Genomic DNA, 14,194 nt, shown 5'->3' on the forward strand with positions numbered 1-14,194 from the left:
CAACGCTTGCTGAAGCGCTTGAACGACCTCGGTTGCGAGGTTCAACCCGTTCTCGCTCCATAAGCGTTTCTTGCTAGTGTGAAGGGGGGCTCCGCGCTCAGTGCGGCGGACGCGGCTCGCGCCGCTTGGTCCCGACCGCGGGACTGCCGGCGGACAACTCGACGATCTCGGCGGTGATCTCTTCCTGTCTCAGCCGGCGAAAGTCGCCCGTCAACTGTTCGAGCGTATCGTGAACGTTGGCGCGCGCGGCAATCATTGCACGCATGCGGGCTTCGTTTTCCGCCGCGAACGCCAGCATGAGCGCCTCGCATAGTTGCGCGAACACATACTCTTCGGCAAGTTCCGCGAGCAGACGCCGCGGCGCGAGCGTGACGAGCGGCGCGAGACCGCGCGCGGGAAGCTCGAAGCGCGTGAAGTCGAACGGCAGCAACGACTTCTGCTCGATGTCGATGGCGGCCGACAACTGCGGCACGGCGTGCAGCAACGTCACGCGGGTGGCGCGGCCCGTTTCGAGGCGTTCGTACAGCGCCTCGGTCATTCGGCTCGCGAGCGCCGCGACTTCGTCGGCATGCGCGACCATCGGCGCGCTCCAGCCGATCCGCAGCCCGTGGACATCGGCCACCGCGGCGCCGCGCCCGCCAATCACGAAGTAGTCGCAAGCGCCTGCGCCGGGCATGTGCTCCGCGGCGTCGATCAGATGTTCGTTGTAGGTGCCGACGAAGCCTTGCTCCGCGCAGACGACGATCACCACGTGCGTGTCGGCGCGCGCGCCGGCATCCGCAACCGGTGGCGACGCTTCGCGTTCGCCGAGCATCAGCGCGTCGCCGATCGCCGCGCCGATCATCGCGGCGCATGCGCGAATGCCGTCGAGCCGGCCGCGCGCCTCCCGCGCGCGCGCCGCTGCAATGCCGCGCATCGCGCTCACCACCGATTCCAGTTCGTGCACGCTTGCCATGCGCGCGTCGACTTCGCTCAGCTTGTTGCTCATGGCGAGACCGCCGTGGCCGGCGTCGCGCACTGCCCGGCGAGATCGCGCATCGCCGCCACCAGCGCGTCGCGCGTCGCCGCATCGAGCGCGCCGGTGGCCGTCAGTGCGGCGGCTGCCGCGGCGCCGCCGTGCGCATCCAGATGCGCGGCGAGCCGCGCGCGCACTGCGGCGACGCATTCGACGGGCAACGCGTCGAACACGCCTTCGTCCAGCGCGGCCAGCAGCGCGATTTCGTCGACGGGACGCAAGGGTGTGAAGCGCGGCTGCGTGATCAGCGCGCGGATGCGCTCGCCACGCGCCACCTGGGCCTTGACCCGTGCATCGGTCAGGCCACCGAAGCGCGTGAACATTTCGAGCTCCTGAAACTGCGCGTAGTCGAGCCGCAGCCGGCCGGACACGCCGCGCAGCGCGGCCGTCTGCGCCTTGCCGCCCACCCGGCTCACACTCAGGCCGACATCCACCGCGGGGCGCTGGTTCGCGGCGAACAAGCCCGCGTCGAGCACGATCTGGCCGTCGGTGATCGAAATCAGATTCGTCGGAATATAGGCGGACAGGTTGCCGGCGTCGGTCTCGGCAATCGGCAGCGCGGTCAGCGAACCGCCGCCCAGCTCCTCCGACAGCCGTGCCGCGCGCTCCAGCAGCCGCGCATGAAGATAGAAGATGTCGCCGGGGTAAGCTTCGCGGCCCGGCGGTTCGCGCGTCAGCAACGCCAATTCACGGTGCGTGGCGGCGTGCCGCGTCAGATCGTCGATCACGACGAGCGCGTGCTGGCCCCGGTCGCGGAAATATTCGGCGATGGTCATGCCGGTGAACGGCGCAATCCATTGCAAGCCGGGCGAAGCCGATGCCGGCGACACCACGAACACGCATCGTTGCGGCGCGCCGTGTTGGCGCACTGCCTCAATGGCGCGCTGCACCGCCGTCGCACGTTGGCCGACCGCCACGTACACGCAGATCATGTCGGTGTCTTTCTGATTGACGATCGTATCGAGCGCAATCGAGGTCTTGCCGGTGGCGCGATCGCCGACGATCAGTTCGCGTTGCCCGCGGCCGATCGCGAACAGCGCGTCGATCAGCAGAATGCCGGTCGCCACCGGCTGCGTGACGAGACCGCGCTCGATGATCGCGGGCGCCGGTCTTTCGATCGGCATATGCGCGGCGGCCGGCACGGGCTCGTCGCGATCGAGCGGCCGGCCGAGCGGATCGACCACGCGGCCGAGCAGGCCGGGGCCGACCGGCACTTCGACCACCTGGCCCGTGCCCTCGACCTGCGAGCCGGCGGCGATGGCGTCGCCGTTGTCGAGCAGCACGGCGGCGATAGTGTCGGCATCGAGCGCGAGTGCGAAACCGAGTCGGTCGCCGTCAAAGCGCAGCAGTTCGTTTAGCCGCACGTCGGGCAGACCCGAGACGAGGGCGATGCCGTCCGCTACGTGCTCGACGCGGCCGACCGTTTGCGCATGCGGGCGGAAGCGGGTTTGGGCCAGCGTGGCCCGGCTGCGCGCGAGCCAGTCGTCGGCCGCCGGATCAGGCGTGATGGATCTCATGGGCGAGCAACTCCTTTTCGAGGTGCGCGAGGTCGTCGCGAAAGCTGTTGCGCACGATCGCGTGAGGCGCTTCGAGTTCGAGGCCGGCGATGACCGTCGGATCGACCGATGCATGGAGCGCGACCTCGCGGCCGATGACGCGTGCGAGCGCCGCGCGGCAACCGGCCAGTTCGTCGTCGCTCAACGCACGCGCGGCGACGAGCCGCAAGCCGTCGGCGCCGGTGGCGAGTTGCGCGCGGGTGGCGTCGGGCAGATCGGCAAGCGCGGCGGCGAGGCCGTCGATGAAGCCCGCGACCCGCGCTTGCGGCGGCAAGCGGTCAAGCAGCCGCGCGGCGATGTCGAGCGCGAGTTGCGAAGCGCGCGCGGCATCGGACTGGGCGGCGTCGCGGCGCAAGGCGTCGATCTCGTTGCGGGCGTCGGCGCGCAAACGCTCGGCGTCGGCGTGCGCAGCCGTTTCGAGCGACGTCTTCAGCGCGGCCGCTTCGGCGCTGGCGGCGTCCAGAAGCTGGGCGCGCTGCTGCGCGATGCGCTCCAGTTCCGCCGCCGCGCGCTCGCGCGTATCGACTGCCGCCGCTTTGGCCGCGGCGGCGTCGCTCATCAGCGCGGCGGCGGCCTGCTGGCGCTCGGCGACCATCCGGGCGACCGGCCGGAACAGAAACCGCCCAAGCAGCCAGATCAGGATCAGCGCGTTGACGGTTTGCAGGCCGAGCGTCCACCAGTCGATATGCATGACGGTCTCCCGCTTACTTGATGAACGGATTCGCGAACAGCACCAGCAGCGCGATCACGAGACAGTAAATGGCCATTGTCTCGATCATCGCGAGCCCGACGAACAGCGTGCGCGAAATCGTACCCGCCGATTCGGGCTGGCGGGCCAGCGCGTCCATCGCGGCGGCGACCGCGCGCCCTTCGCCGAGCGCTGGTCCGATCGCGCCGAACGAAACCGCGATCGCCGCGGCAAGAATGCTGACCACCTGAATGAGATTGTTCATGGTTTGCCTTGTTGTCGATTCGTGGATTGCGGTGCGGCGTCGGCGATCGCCGCGCCGATGAATACCATGGCGAGCACGGTGAAGATGTAGGCTTGCACGGCGCCGGTCAGCAGGTCGAGCGCCATCAGCGGAATCGGCACGAGCAGCCCGGCGAGCGACAGCACGATGCCGACCACGAACACGCCGCTCATCACATTGCCGAACAGACGCACGACCAGCGAGAACGTGCGCGTGATCTGCTCGACCAGGTTCAGCGGCGTCATGATCCACGTGGGCTCGGCGAACGTCGCGAGATAGCGGCCGAGGCCGCGAGTGCGTACGCCGTAGAAGATCGTCGCGCAGAACACGATCAACGCGAGCGCCGCGTCGGTCTCGACGTGCGCCGTGGGCGGCTCGACGCCCGGCACGAGCGACGACCAGTTGCTGATCAGGATGAACAGGAAGAGGGTGCCGACGAGCGAGCGGTAGGCGTGCGGTTCGGCCTGCATCGTGTCGCGAATCTGGTCGTCGACCGTGCTCACCAGCAACTCCAGCACCGCTTGGGCTTTCGACGGCGCGAGGGCGAGACGCCGCGTGGCCCACGCCGCGCCTGCCCACAGTAGGGCGATGATGATCCACGTCGTCACCACCGGCGCCGACAGCGGGACGGGGCCGAGGTGAAAGAGCGGTTCGGTGGCGAGCGGAGAGTGCATCATGGCTGCACCTTGACGCGGCGCAGCATCGCATGCCGTGCGAGCAGCAGCCCGCCGGCGCCGGATAACAGCGACCACGGCCCGAGCCGCGCCAGCAGCACCAAGACCACCGCGAGGGCGCCGAGGCGGGCGAGCTGCAAGCCGATCGCACGGCCGGGCATGCCGGCGCTCAGGAGCCGCACGTTCCAGTGCAGCCCGGCGAAATGAATCAGTCCCGCCAGTACGCCGACGGGCAGGCCGATCGCGATCTGCGCGGCGAGAACGGAATGGAATGTCATGCTCATTTGCTCCCCGTTTGCCGGTGCATCCACTTCCATGCGGACCACAGGCCGATGGCCGCGCCGATCATCAGCAGCGGCGCTGAAAAGAAGACGCCGGTGCGAAAAATGCGGTCCAGCCAGCGACCGAGCACGAGGGCGAGCAGCGTCGGCGCCGTGATCGTCCAGCCGAGAATGCCGATCTGCCCGAGGCGCGCGCCGAGCGAGGGCTCCGGTTCGTCGCGCGCCACGCGTTCGCGCGACACGGCCCGGCGCGCCGCGCGCACGACGCGTTCGGATGACGGGTCGATCGACGGGGGTGAGCCGGCGGGGCCATGTGCGGTCCCGCCGGTGTCGTCCGTCTCGTCGGGCGGGTTATTCGCATCATTCGTGCCGTCCCCACGCCGTGCGCCGCTCGAATTGTCCGGCTCTTGATCTGGACCTGCGCCGCCGTTGCGGTTCATGACGTCTCCTTGCTGTGTGCCCGGTGATCGTCGCGTGCGCCGGGGCGCAGATAGCGCAACAACTGCCGGAGCGCCCGCGCGTGCAGCCGGGTTTGTTCGACGCGCGCGCGCCGCGCAGCGTCGAGGCGCTTCGCGTGGGCCGCCGCCACCTGCGCCTGCAAGGCGACGAGCGTGTCGCCGCATATGCCGTCGCGACACGCGATCGTGACGTGGTGGCCCTGCGCGACCCGCAGCACACCGCCGTCCACTGCGCAGAACCGCGGCACGTGATCGGGGCCGTGCCAGCGGATCACGCAGGGCACGAGCACGGTCAGAAAGTCGGCGTGGCCGGGCTGAATGCCGAAGCTGCCGGTTTCGTCTTCCGCGCGCAGCGCCACGATCTCCGCGCTATCGGCCAGTACGGCCGCGGGCGTGGCGATTGTCAGATGGAGCGGCTGGCTCATTTCGCGGCGCTCGCGGCGGCCGCCGGTACGGCGGTGTCGGCGGTGTCGGTGGCAGGAGCGCCGCTGGTGCCGGTTGCGCTGGCGCTGGCGGTGCTGGCACGTACGCCGTCGCCGGAGATTTGCGTTGCCGGAGGCGACCCGTGTTCCCGCGCACGCGCCTCGTCGAGTGTGCCCACCATGTAGAGCGAGCTTTCCTGCCACGTATCGCACTCGCCCGCCAGGATCGCCTTGCAGCCGGCGAGCGTGTCGGCGACCGCGACCGAGCGGCCGGGCACGCCGGTGAACGCTTCGGTCACCGCAAACGGCTGGGTCAGAAAACGTTGCAGCCGGCGCGCGCGGCCCACGATGCGGCGGTCGTCGGCGCCGAGCTCTTCCACGCCGAGCAGCGAGATGACGTCCTGCAACTCGCGATAGTGTTCGATGGTTCGCCGCACCTCGGTGGCGATGGCCGCGTGCGCGTCGCCGACGACGAGCGGGTCGAGCAGCACCGACGACGACGCGATCGGATCGATGGCCGGATACATGCCTTCCGCGGCCATGGCACGCGACAGCACGACCATGCTGTCGACGTGCGCGGCGATCGTGGTCACGGCGGGATCGGTGAAATCGTCCGCTGGTACGTAGACCGCTTCGATGGCCGTAACCGATACGCCGCCGACCGACACGATGCGCTCCTGCAACGCGGCCACTTCGCTTGCCAGCGTCGGCTGATAGCCGACCCGCGAGGGCAGGCGTCCGAGCAGGCCGGATACTTCGGCGCCGGCCTGAACGAAGCGGAACACGTTGTCCATCAACAGCAGGACGTTCTGCTGCCGTTCGTCGCGAAAGTACTCGGCCACCGTGAGCGCGGTCAGCGGCACGCGCCAGCGCGCGCCGGGCGGCTCGTTCATCTGCCCGTACACCAGCACGGTGCGCGGCAACACGCCCGAGCTGCGCATGTCGAGCAACATTTCATGGCCTTCGCGCGAACGCTCGCCGACGCCAGCGAACACCGAAATGCCCTGATAGCGCTCCACCATCGCATGAATCAGCTCCATCACCAGCACGGTCTTGCCGACGCCCGCGCCGCCGAACATCGCTGCCTTGCCGCCCTGCGCGAGCGGCGTGAGCAGATCGATGATCTTGATGCCGGTCGCGAAGATGTCGGTTGCGCCGCTCTGCGACGACAGCGGCGGCGGCCGACGATGGATCGGCCGTCGCGGCACGTCGGCCGGCAACGGCGCGCCGCGATCGCCCGGTGTGCCGGTGACGTCGATCAGCCGGCCCAGCATCGCTTCGCCCACCGGCACCTGGATCGGCCCGGTGGCCTGCACCGCCGCGCCCCGGCGCAGGCCGTTGGTGGATTGCAGCGCGAGCGCACGCACCGTCGATTCATCCAGATGGGCCTGCACCTCGGCGATGATCGGTGGCCCGTCATCGGCGACGATCGACAGCGCTTCTTCGATGAGCGGAAGTGGAGCCGCGTCGAAAGCGACGTCGATCACCGCGCCGCGCACCGCGATCACGCGGCCATGAACCGCCGTGCCGTGCGCCGGTGCGGGCGACTGATTGTCCGTCGGCGCTTGCGGCCGGATGTCGGGATGTTCGTCGGCCATGGTCATGCGGTGATATGGAAACCGGCGTCCGCGTAGATCGTCGAACCGGTCAGCGTCATGCCGGCGTCGCCCGCCAGCACCGCGGCGATGCGACCGATTTCCTCGATGGTGACGAGATGGTGGGCCGGCGTATGCGCGCGCACGTCGTCAAGCAGCGCATCGAAATGGTCGATGCCGGACGCCGCGCGCGTCTTCACCGCGCCGGCCGAAATGGCATGGACGTGAATGCGCTGCGCCGCGAGATCCGCGGCCAGATAGCGCACGCTCGATTCGAGCGCCGCTTTCACCGGGCCCATCACGTTGTAGTGATCGACCGCGCGCTCGGCGCCGTAAAAACTCACGGTCATCAGGCTGCCGCCGTCGGGCATCAACGGCCGCGCGAGCTTTGCCATGCGGATGAACGAATGGCACGACACCGCCATGGCGAGCGCGAAACCGTCGGCCGGGCAGTCAATCAGGCTCGCGTGGAGTGCGTCGGCGGGCGCGAAGGCGATCGAGTGAAGCAGGAAGTCGAGCCGCCCCCATTCCTTTGTCACCCGATCGAACACGGCCTCGAGCTGCCCCGGCACGACGACGTCGCAGGGCAGAAAGAGCGGCGCTTCGAGTGCTTCGGCAATCGGGCGAACGTACGGTTCGGCCTTGTCGTTCAGATACGTGATGGCCAGTTGCGCGCCCGCGGCCCGGAACAGCTTGGCGCAGCCGCTGGCAATGCTTTGCTGGTTGGCGATGCCGACCACGAGGCCGCGCTTGCCGGAGAGATCGATAATCGAATTCACGACGTTGACTCCTCACGATGACAGACGCTCAGGGCTTCGTTGGCGATGATCTGTTCCTCGTCGGTCGGCAGGACGAGCACCGTCACCTGGCTGCGCGCGCTGCTGATTACCCGCGCGTTACGGGCATTCGACTGGCTGTCGAGCTCGAGGCCGAGCCATACCAGACGATCGCATATGGCGCGCCTCACTTCTGGCTGATGTTCGCCGATGCCCGCGGTGAACACGAGGCTGTTGAGGCCGCCCAGCGTGGCGGCGAGCCTTGCCGCTTCCCCTGCGATGCGAAAGGCGAACAACTCCAGCGCCTCACGGGCTTCGGGGCGGTGACTCGCCTGCAGCTCACGGCTGTCCGCACTGATGCCCGACACGCCGAGCAGGCCCGACTGCGTGTACAGCATCTCTTCGACGGCGCTGCTGCTCATGTGCCGCTGCTCAAGCAGATGCAGGACGACACCGGCGTCGAGTGCGCCGCAGCGCGTCGCCATCGGAATGCCGTCGAGCGTCGAGAAGCCCATGCTGCTGTCGCGACTTCGGCCGTCTTCGAACGCCCCGAGGCTCGCGCCGCTGCCCAGATGGGCGGCGATTACCTTGCCGCGCGCGAGCTGCGGGAACTCCCGCGCGAGTTGGCCGATCACGAACTGGTAGGACAACCCATGAAAACCGTAGCGCTTGACGCCCTCGTCGAACAGGTGGCGCGGAATCGCAAAGCGGCGCACGAGATCGGTCTGCGTGCGATGAAACGCCGTGTCGAAAGAGGCCGACTGGACCAGATGCGGCCGCAGATGCCGGATCGCGCGAATCAGCCGCAGGCTCTGCGGCTGATGCAAAGGCGCGAGCGGCACGAGCGCCGCCAGCGCGGCAAGCGTGTCGTCGTCGATCGCGACCGGTCCGGCGAAGCGGTCGCCGCCGTGCACGACGCGATGGCCGACCGATACGAGATCGTCGAGCGGAAAGTGCGCGGCGAACCAGCCGAGCGTTTCGTCGAGCACGTCATGCAGGTCTTCGGTCACGCTCGACAGCAGCGCGATGTCGATCGTCTCGCTGCCGTTCGTCAGTTGCAGGCGCAACGGTTGCTCGCGAAAGTCGATCGTACCCTGGCCGATGCGCACGGCCGCGCCGGATGCGACGCGAAAGAGGCCGATCTTGACCGTCGACGAACCGGCGTTGAAGGTAAGCAGAAGCGGCGGGTTCATGACGGCATCGCTCCTTGCGCCGCGCGTTCGGCGGCGAGTTTGGCCAGCGCGGCCGACGCGAGGCCGACGCGCAAGCTGTCGGCGCGGCTCGTCAGAATGATCGGCAAGCGCGCGCCGAGCACGATGCCCGCGGCGTCGGCGCCGGCGAAGTACACCAGCTGCTTGGCCAGCATGTTGCCGGCCTCGAGGTCGGGCACCAACAGAATGTCGGCCTGGCCCGCCACCGGCGACGTGATGCCCTTGGTGCGGGCCGCCGCCATGCTGATCGCGTTGTCGAACGCGAGCGGGCCGTCCACCAGCGCGCCGGTGATCTGACCTCGCGCGGCCATCACGGTGAGCGCGGCGGCGTCCAGCGTGGTTGGCATTCTCGAGTTGACGGTTTCCTCGGCGGCCAGCACGGCGACCCGCGGCACGTCCACGCCGAGCAGGCGCATCAGGTCGATGGCGTTCTGGCAGATATCGCGTTTCTGGTCGAGCGTCGGCGCGATGTTCACGGCGGCGTCGGTGACCATCAGCGGCTTGGCGTACTCGGGAATATCCATCGCGTACACGTGGCTGATCCTGCGCGCGGTGCGCAGCCCCGATGCCGTCGCGACTACAGCGGACAGCAGTTCGTCGGTATGCAGGCTGCCTTTCATCAACGCGGCGATCTTGCCCGCCGCGCCCAGCTCGACTGCGCGCGCGGCCGCCGCATGGCTGTGCTCGACCGGCTCGATTTTCACGCCGTCGAGGCTGAGTTGCGCGGCGTCGGCGGCCGCGCGGATCTTGCCTTCGGGGCCGATCAGAAGCGGATCGATCAGCCCCTCGTCGCGCGCCGTGAGCGCCGCCCGGATCGCATCCGGCGAACACGGATGGACGACCGCGGTGCGCAGGGCCGGATGCGCGCGCGCCTCACGAATGAATGCCTCGTAGCGATCATGGCGGCGCACCGCCGCTTCGGGGCGCGGCATGGCCGGCACGACGATCGTCACGGCCGGCGCGATCACGGTGGCGATACCCAGCAGCACCACGTCGCCTTTCTGGTTGGTGCACTGGGTGTCGAGCAGCACGATACGCTTGTCGACCCGCTTTTCCTTGACGGTCACGGTAGCGGTGATGGTGTCGCCCGGCGTGACCGGACGACGGAACTGCAGCGTCTGGTCGAGATAGATCGTGCCGGGGCCCGGCAGGCGCGTGCCGAGCAACGCGGAAATCAGCGCCGCCGTCCACATGCCGTGCACCACCACATGGCCGAACAGATCGGTCGACGCGAATGCTGCATCCATGTGGGCGGGGTTGACGTCGCCCGACATGGCGGCGAACAGATCGATGTCGTTCTGCCCGGCAATGCGCACGAGCGAGGCCGACTCGCCGATCGCGAGTTCATCGAACGTTCGGTTACGTAACAGGATGTCGTTCATGGCGCGGCTCCTAGGCTTGCAGCACGTAAGTGCCGGGCGCGTCGGCAAGCGCGTGCGCGCCGTTGCCTTGCCCCGGCGCCCGCGGCGCGACGCGATTCGGGCTCGAATGCGCGCCGAGCCATCCGCTCCACGCGGGCCACCATGAACCCTCCTGCGGTGTCGTGGTGTCGAGCCACGCTTGGGGGCCGGTGCGCAGATCGTCCGCTGCCGTGTGCTTGAGCCTGAAATGCCGATGCGGATGGCCCGGTTCGCTGACGATGCCGGCATTGTGGCCGCCGCTCGTGAGCACGAACGTGATGTCGGTATCGGACAGATCGTGAATCTTGAACACCGAATGCCACGGTGCGATGTGGTCGTGCTCCGTGCCGACCACGAACATCGGCACGCGAATATTGCGGATCGACACGCGCTGTTCGCCGACCTGGTAACGGCCGCATGCCAGATCGTTGTCGAGGAACAGATGCCGCAGATATTCGGAATGCATCCGGTAGGGCATGCGCGTCGCGTCGGCGTTCCATGCCATCAGATCGAAGAGCGACGCGCGCTCGCCGAGCAGATAGTCGCGCACGATGCGCGACCAGACGAGATCGTTGGATTGCAGCAGCTGGAAGGCTCCCGCCATCTGATGGGCCGCGAGATAGCCCTGCGACCACATCATGCTCTCGAGAAAATAGACTTCGCTGTCGTCGATGAAAACCTGCAGCTCGCCGGGTTCGCTGAAATCGCTTTGCGCGGCGAACAGGGAAACCGATGCAAGCCGATCGTCGCCGACACCGGCCATCGCGGCGGCGGCGATGCAAAGCAGTGTGCCGCCGAGACAATAGCCGGTGGCATGGATCCTTTGCTCCGGCACGAGCGACGAGATCGCGTCGAGCGCGGCCATCACGCCGAGTTGCCGGTAGTCGTCGAGGCCCAGGTCGCGGTCGTTCGCGTCGACGTTGCGCCATGAAATGCAGAACACCGTGTGCCCCTGCTCGACCAGATAACGGATCAGCGAATTGTGCGGCGACAGGTCGAGGATGTAGTACTTCATGATCCATGCCGGCACGATCAGCACCGGCTCGGCCAGCACATCGGCCGTTGTGGGGCTGTATTGAATCAGCTCGATCAAATGGTTGCGGTACACCACCTTGCCGTGCGTCACGGCGAGATTGCGGCCCACCGCGAACTCATCGGGCGCGGCCGGCGGCTGGCCGCTTGCCAGGCGCCGCGCGTCGTCGAGCGCGTTGCCCATGCCCTGGGCCACGCTCATGCCCAGCGTCGCGGCGGCGCGCTGCAAGACTTCCGGATTGCTGAACGGAAAGTTCGTCGGCGCCATCACATCGAGGCATTGGCGCGCGGCAAACGACACGACGTCTTCGTGATGGCGCGTGGTGCCGGGCACGCCGCGCGTCGCGGCACTCCACCATTGCTCGCCCAACAGGAACGCCTGCTGCCAGAAGCGGTAGGGTTCGGTTTGCCAGACGTCGGCGCGAAACCGCGGGTCCGCCGGCGATGCTTCGGCGAGCGGTGTCGCATCGTCGCCACGCGACGGGTGCGCCAGATAGCCGGCGACGCGGATTGCGTGCTGAATGCCGAGCGACGCCAGTTCCAGCTGCTTGCCGGGCGCGGCCATGAGATGGATGAGCCAGTCGGCCCACGCCAGCGTCAGCGCCGCCGGCGACAGACCGCCGGTCAGGCGCGCGATGAACGCTTCCTTGGCGTGGTCGAGCGCGCGAAACGGCGCGGCCGATGCGTCGGCAAGGGGGATATCGGGGGGGGCTTGAACGGATGCGGAAACTGCTCTGAAGCGGGTGTCCATGTGGCGTTCCTCGGCATAGGGTGGCGCGTCGCGTACTGCCGTCAGCTTGCTTGCGAGGAACGGCTCGCGACGCAGAAGTGACACTGCTCGCGCTCCTCCGGAAGCCCCGTTGTGCGGAGCAGCAAACCTGATGCCGGCGACTGTAGCTGCCCGATACCGGTCAACCGTTGATCTGAATCAATCGTGGCGTGAAGCCGTTCGTTCTTCAAGCCGAGCCGGCGGGGCGCGCCGCGCGGCTGGGCGGCTGGTTGGTCGGCACCGATCGCGCGAGACAAGGCGCCCGGCGGCGAGCCGCATGCGGCAATGTCCGTCGTTTGATGGACGTCAGCGAGGCGTGGCCGTCGCCACGGAAGAGGGATGCCTGAAATCGGGTATGGCGAGCGCACAATGACGAACCGGCTCTCGCCCACGCTGACACGTCCCGCGCATCGGACTCGATTCGCCATAGCCGGTGTACCGGGCCGCCGCGGTGCGCCAGGCGCGAGTCGGTCCGCCGCGGCAATGGTGATGGCGCAGACGGCAACTCAGTACGGCTAATCTTCTTCGTCGCCCGTGAATACCTCGTGTTCCGGCGTCTCCGCCGTAACGTCGACCCACTGCACCCGCCATGTGCCGGGCACGGGCGCTTGCCGGGCATCGCGCAGCCAGCGCGCGATGCCGCTTTGGCCTTCGAACGGCCCGGACGGTGCGTCAAGGTCGAAATCGTCGAGCCAGCATAAGTCGAGGTTGTCGGAACCCTTCATCAGGGTGGCGCTGCCTTCGTGGACGAGTGTTCCCCACGCTGGCAGGTCCATCCCGGCATGACCTTCGCGCGACCAGCGGCGCATGGCCGTATCGATCCAGAGAATGGCGTACGCCGAAGGGTTGTCGCAGGCGAAAGTATCGAGATGCAGGGTGATTCGCACGATGGACTCCGATTTGACGAAGGAGGGCGGCCGCCGTCATCGGCGGTCGACGCATTGACTGGCTCATGACCCGGCGAATCAGCATATGCGCGTGCTCGGTGGACAGCGGGCCGCCGTGCCCCCGCGAGCAACGGCATTGCGGTATCGCCGCACCGGCCGCCCGGCCTCGGCTTGTCCGTGAGGATATCTTCGGCGTGTCGGCATGTCGGCGTGTCCCGATACCGCTTCGCGATCTCGTGAAACGACGGTGCGAGGAACGGCATGTCGAAGCTATGACAGAACATCCAATGCGGCCGGTCGACAAGCGCCGGGGGGCTCCTGCGACCGGACGCCGTTCCGCCGGCCAACCATGTGAGGGCGAGCAGGTATCCCGGCATGCGAGTCACTGGAGCGGTCGTCATCGCGCGGTGTCCGGCAAGTAGTCCGCGTCAGTCTATGCGCGGCGCCGAACCGGCGATTGACGCATGTCAAACACGGGAACGCGCTCGCCGGCCGATTGAATGCGCGGGGGGACCGCATACCGGGCGAGCAGCCGTTCAATCTGCCGCGATTTGGTTCTGATCGGGCAGGGCGCTTACGCTTACCGCGTTGGCCTTCGCAGACCGCCGGCCAGGTTTGCGCGGTTGATTCTCCGCCTGTCGGAGTTCGGCGAGATCAACGATCACCTGCTCGACGTCGGCCTGCGTGAATGCACGTTGCTTTTGGGTGCCGACCGGTTGCTTCGAACCGCGCACGGCCTGACCTTGATTGGTTCGCGACGGCGATCCGGATGCTCGACGATTGTCGCGCTGCGCCTGAATCGCTTGCGATACTTGAAGCACGTGACTCAGTCGTTTTTGCTCGATCACGGCACCTTGATCGACCTCCGCCAACTTGCCGTAATTGCGGCAAGACAGGACTTTGCCATCGGCTCGGATTTCGATTCGTCCGTCCGGGTACTCCCATACATCGATATAGCGGTGAATCAGCTTCCGGTTGACCGGTGTGGGGGAGGTATCCATGGCAGAACTCGCCCGCGCGACGATCCGTTTGATATGCAATGTCCCGAGAAACGGACGGACTATCGTTGTACAGGAAGTAACGCACGCACGACGCGGGATATCCAATTTGCGACCCTGCCATAGCTGACAGGTTCCGGTTCAAGGGC

At 67.7% G+C, this 14,194-nt stretch carries 14 protein-coding genes and 1 pseudogene; all 15 read right to left on the reverse strand.

Annotation, left to right across the window (positions count from 1 at the left end; genetic code table 11):
* Positions 1-97 precede the first annotated feature (97 nt).
* Positions 98-988 carry a F0F1 ATP synthase subunit gamma gene (locus SB786_RS21035; RefSeq protein WP_410729167.1) on the reverse strand — a complete coding sequence of 297 codons (891 nt, stop codon included), beginning with the start codon at positions 986-988 and terminating at the stop codon, positions 98-100.
* Positions 985-2,532 carry a F0F1 ATP synthase subunit alpha gene (locus SB786_RS21040; protein WP_410729168.1) on the reverse strand — a complete coding sequence of 516 codons (1,548 nt, stop codon included), beginning with the start codon at positions 2,530-2,532 and terminating at the stop codon, positions 985-987. The genes SB786_RS21035 and SB786_RS21040 overlap by 4 nt, the downstream gene beginning before the upstream one ends.
* On the reverse strand, positions 2,513-3,262 hold the full coding sequence (locus SB786_RS21045) for a F0F1 ATP synthase subunit delta (protein WP_410729169.1): 750 nt from the start codon (positions 3,260-3,262) through the stop codon (positions 2,513-2,515). The genes SB786_RS21040 and SB786_RS21045 overlap by 20 nt, the downstream gene beginning before the upstream one ends.
* A 13-nt stretch (positions 3,263-3,275) precedes the next feature.
* Positions 3,276-3,524 carry a F0F1 ATP synthase subunit C gene (locus SB786_RS21050; RefSeq protein WP_408436242.1) on the reverse strand — a complete coding sequence of 83 codons (249 nt, stop codon included), beginning with the start codon at positions 3,522-3,524 and terminating at the stop codon, positions 3,276-3,278.
* Entirely contained in the window at positions 3,521-4,219 is a 699-nt protein-coding gene (locus tag SB786_RS21055; protein WP_410729170.1) for a F0F1 ATP synthase subunit A, read from the reverse strand. Before SB786_RS21055 ends, SB786_RS21050 begins: the two co-directional genes overlap by 4 nt.
* Positions 4,216-4,494 (reverse strand): ATP synthase subunit I, encoded by a 279-nt coding sequence (locus SB786_RS21060; RefSeq protein WP_410729171.1) that lies wholly within the window; start codon positions 4,492-4,494, stop codon positions 4,216-4,218. The genes SB786_RS21055 and SB786_RS21060 overlap by 4 nt, the downstream gene beginning before the upstream one ends.
* Positions 4,495-4,496: 2 nt before the next feature.
* Positions 4,497-4,937, reverse strand: coding sequence for an AtpZ/AtpI family protein (locus SB786_RS21065; protein WP_410729172.1), 441 nt, complete (start codon positions 4,935-4,937; stop codon positions 4,497-4,499).
* Positions 4,934-5,380, reverse strand: coding sequence for a F0F1 ATP synthase subunit epsilon (locus tag SB786_RS21070; protein WP_410729173.1), 447 nt, complete (start codon positions 5,378-5,380; stop codon positions 4,934-4,936). Before SB786_RS21070 ends, SB786_RS21065 begins: the two co-directional genes overlap by 4 nt.
* Positions 5,377-6,975, reverse strand: coding sequence for a F0F1 ATP synthase subunit beta (atpD, locus tag SB786_RS21075; protein WP_410729174.1), 1,599 nt, complete (start codon positions 6,973-6,975; stop codon positions 5,377-5,379). The genes SB786_RS21070 and atpD overlap by 4 nt, the downstream gene beginning before the upstream one ends.
* 2 nt (positions 6,976-6,977) lie before the next feature.
* Positions 6,978-7,739, reverse strand: a complete 762-nt coding sequence (gene fabI, locus SB786_RS21080) for an enoyl-ACP reductase FabI (protein ID WP_410729303.1) — start codon at positions 7,737-7,739, stop codon at positions 6,978-6,980.
* Positions 7,740-7,747: 8 nt separating this feature from the next.
* Positions 7,748-8,941 carry an acetate/propionate family kinase gene (locus SB786_RS21085; protein WP_410729175.1) on the reverse strand — a complete coding sequence of 398 codons (1,194 nt, stop codon included), beginning with the start codon at positions 8,939-8,941 and terminating at the stop codon, positions 7,748-7,750.
* Positions 8,938-10,341 (reverse strand): bifunctional enoyl-CoA hydratase/phosphate acetyltransferase, encoded by a 1,404-nt coding sequence (locus SB786_RS21090; RefSeq protein ID WP_410729176.1) that lies wholly within the window; start codon positions 10,339-10,341, stop codon positions 8,938-8,940. The genes SB786_RS21085 and SB786_RS21090 overlap by 4 nt, the downstream gene beginning before the upstream one ends.
* A 10-nt stretch (positions 10,342-10,351) precedes the next feature.
* Positions 10,352-12,142 carry a PHA/PHB synthase family protein gene (locus tag SB786_RS21095; protein WP_410729304.1) on the reverse strand — a complete coding sequence of 597 codons (1,791 nt, stop codon included), beginning with the start codon at positions 12,140-12,142 and terminating at the stop codon, positions 10,352-10,354.
* 533 nt (positions 12,143-12,675) lie between these two features.
* Positions 12,676-13,047: a DUF3564 family protein gene (locus tag SB786_RS21100; RefSeq protein WP_410729177.1), complete on the reverse strand. Its 372-nt coding sequence runs from the start codon at positions 13,045-13,047 to the stop codon at positions 12,676-12,678.
* Positions 13,048-13,583: 536 nt separating this feature from the next.
* Positions 13,584-14,033: pseudogene (locus tag SB786_RS21105) on the reverse strand (ISNCY family transposase); the annotation flags it as partial.
* Between the last annotated feature and the right edge of the window lie 161 nt (positions 14,034-14,194).

This window comes from Burkholderia sp. SIMBA_062 (assembly GCF_046534765.1).
GTDB lineage: Bacteria > Pseudomonadota > Gammaproteobacteria > Burkholderiales > Burkholderiaceae > Burkholderia > Burkholderia ambifaria.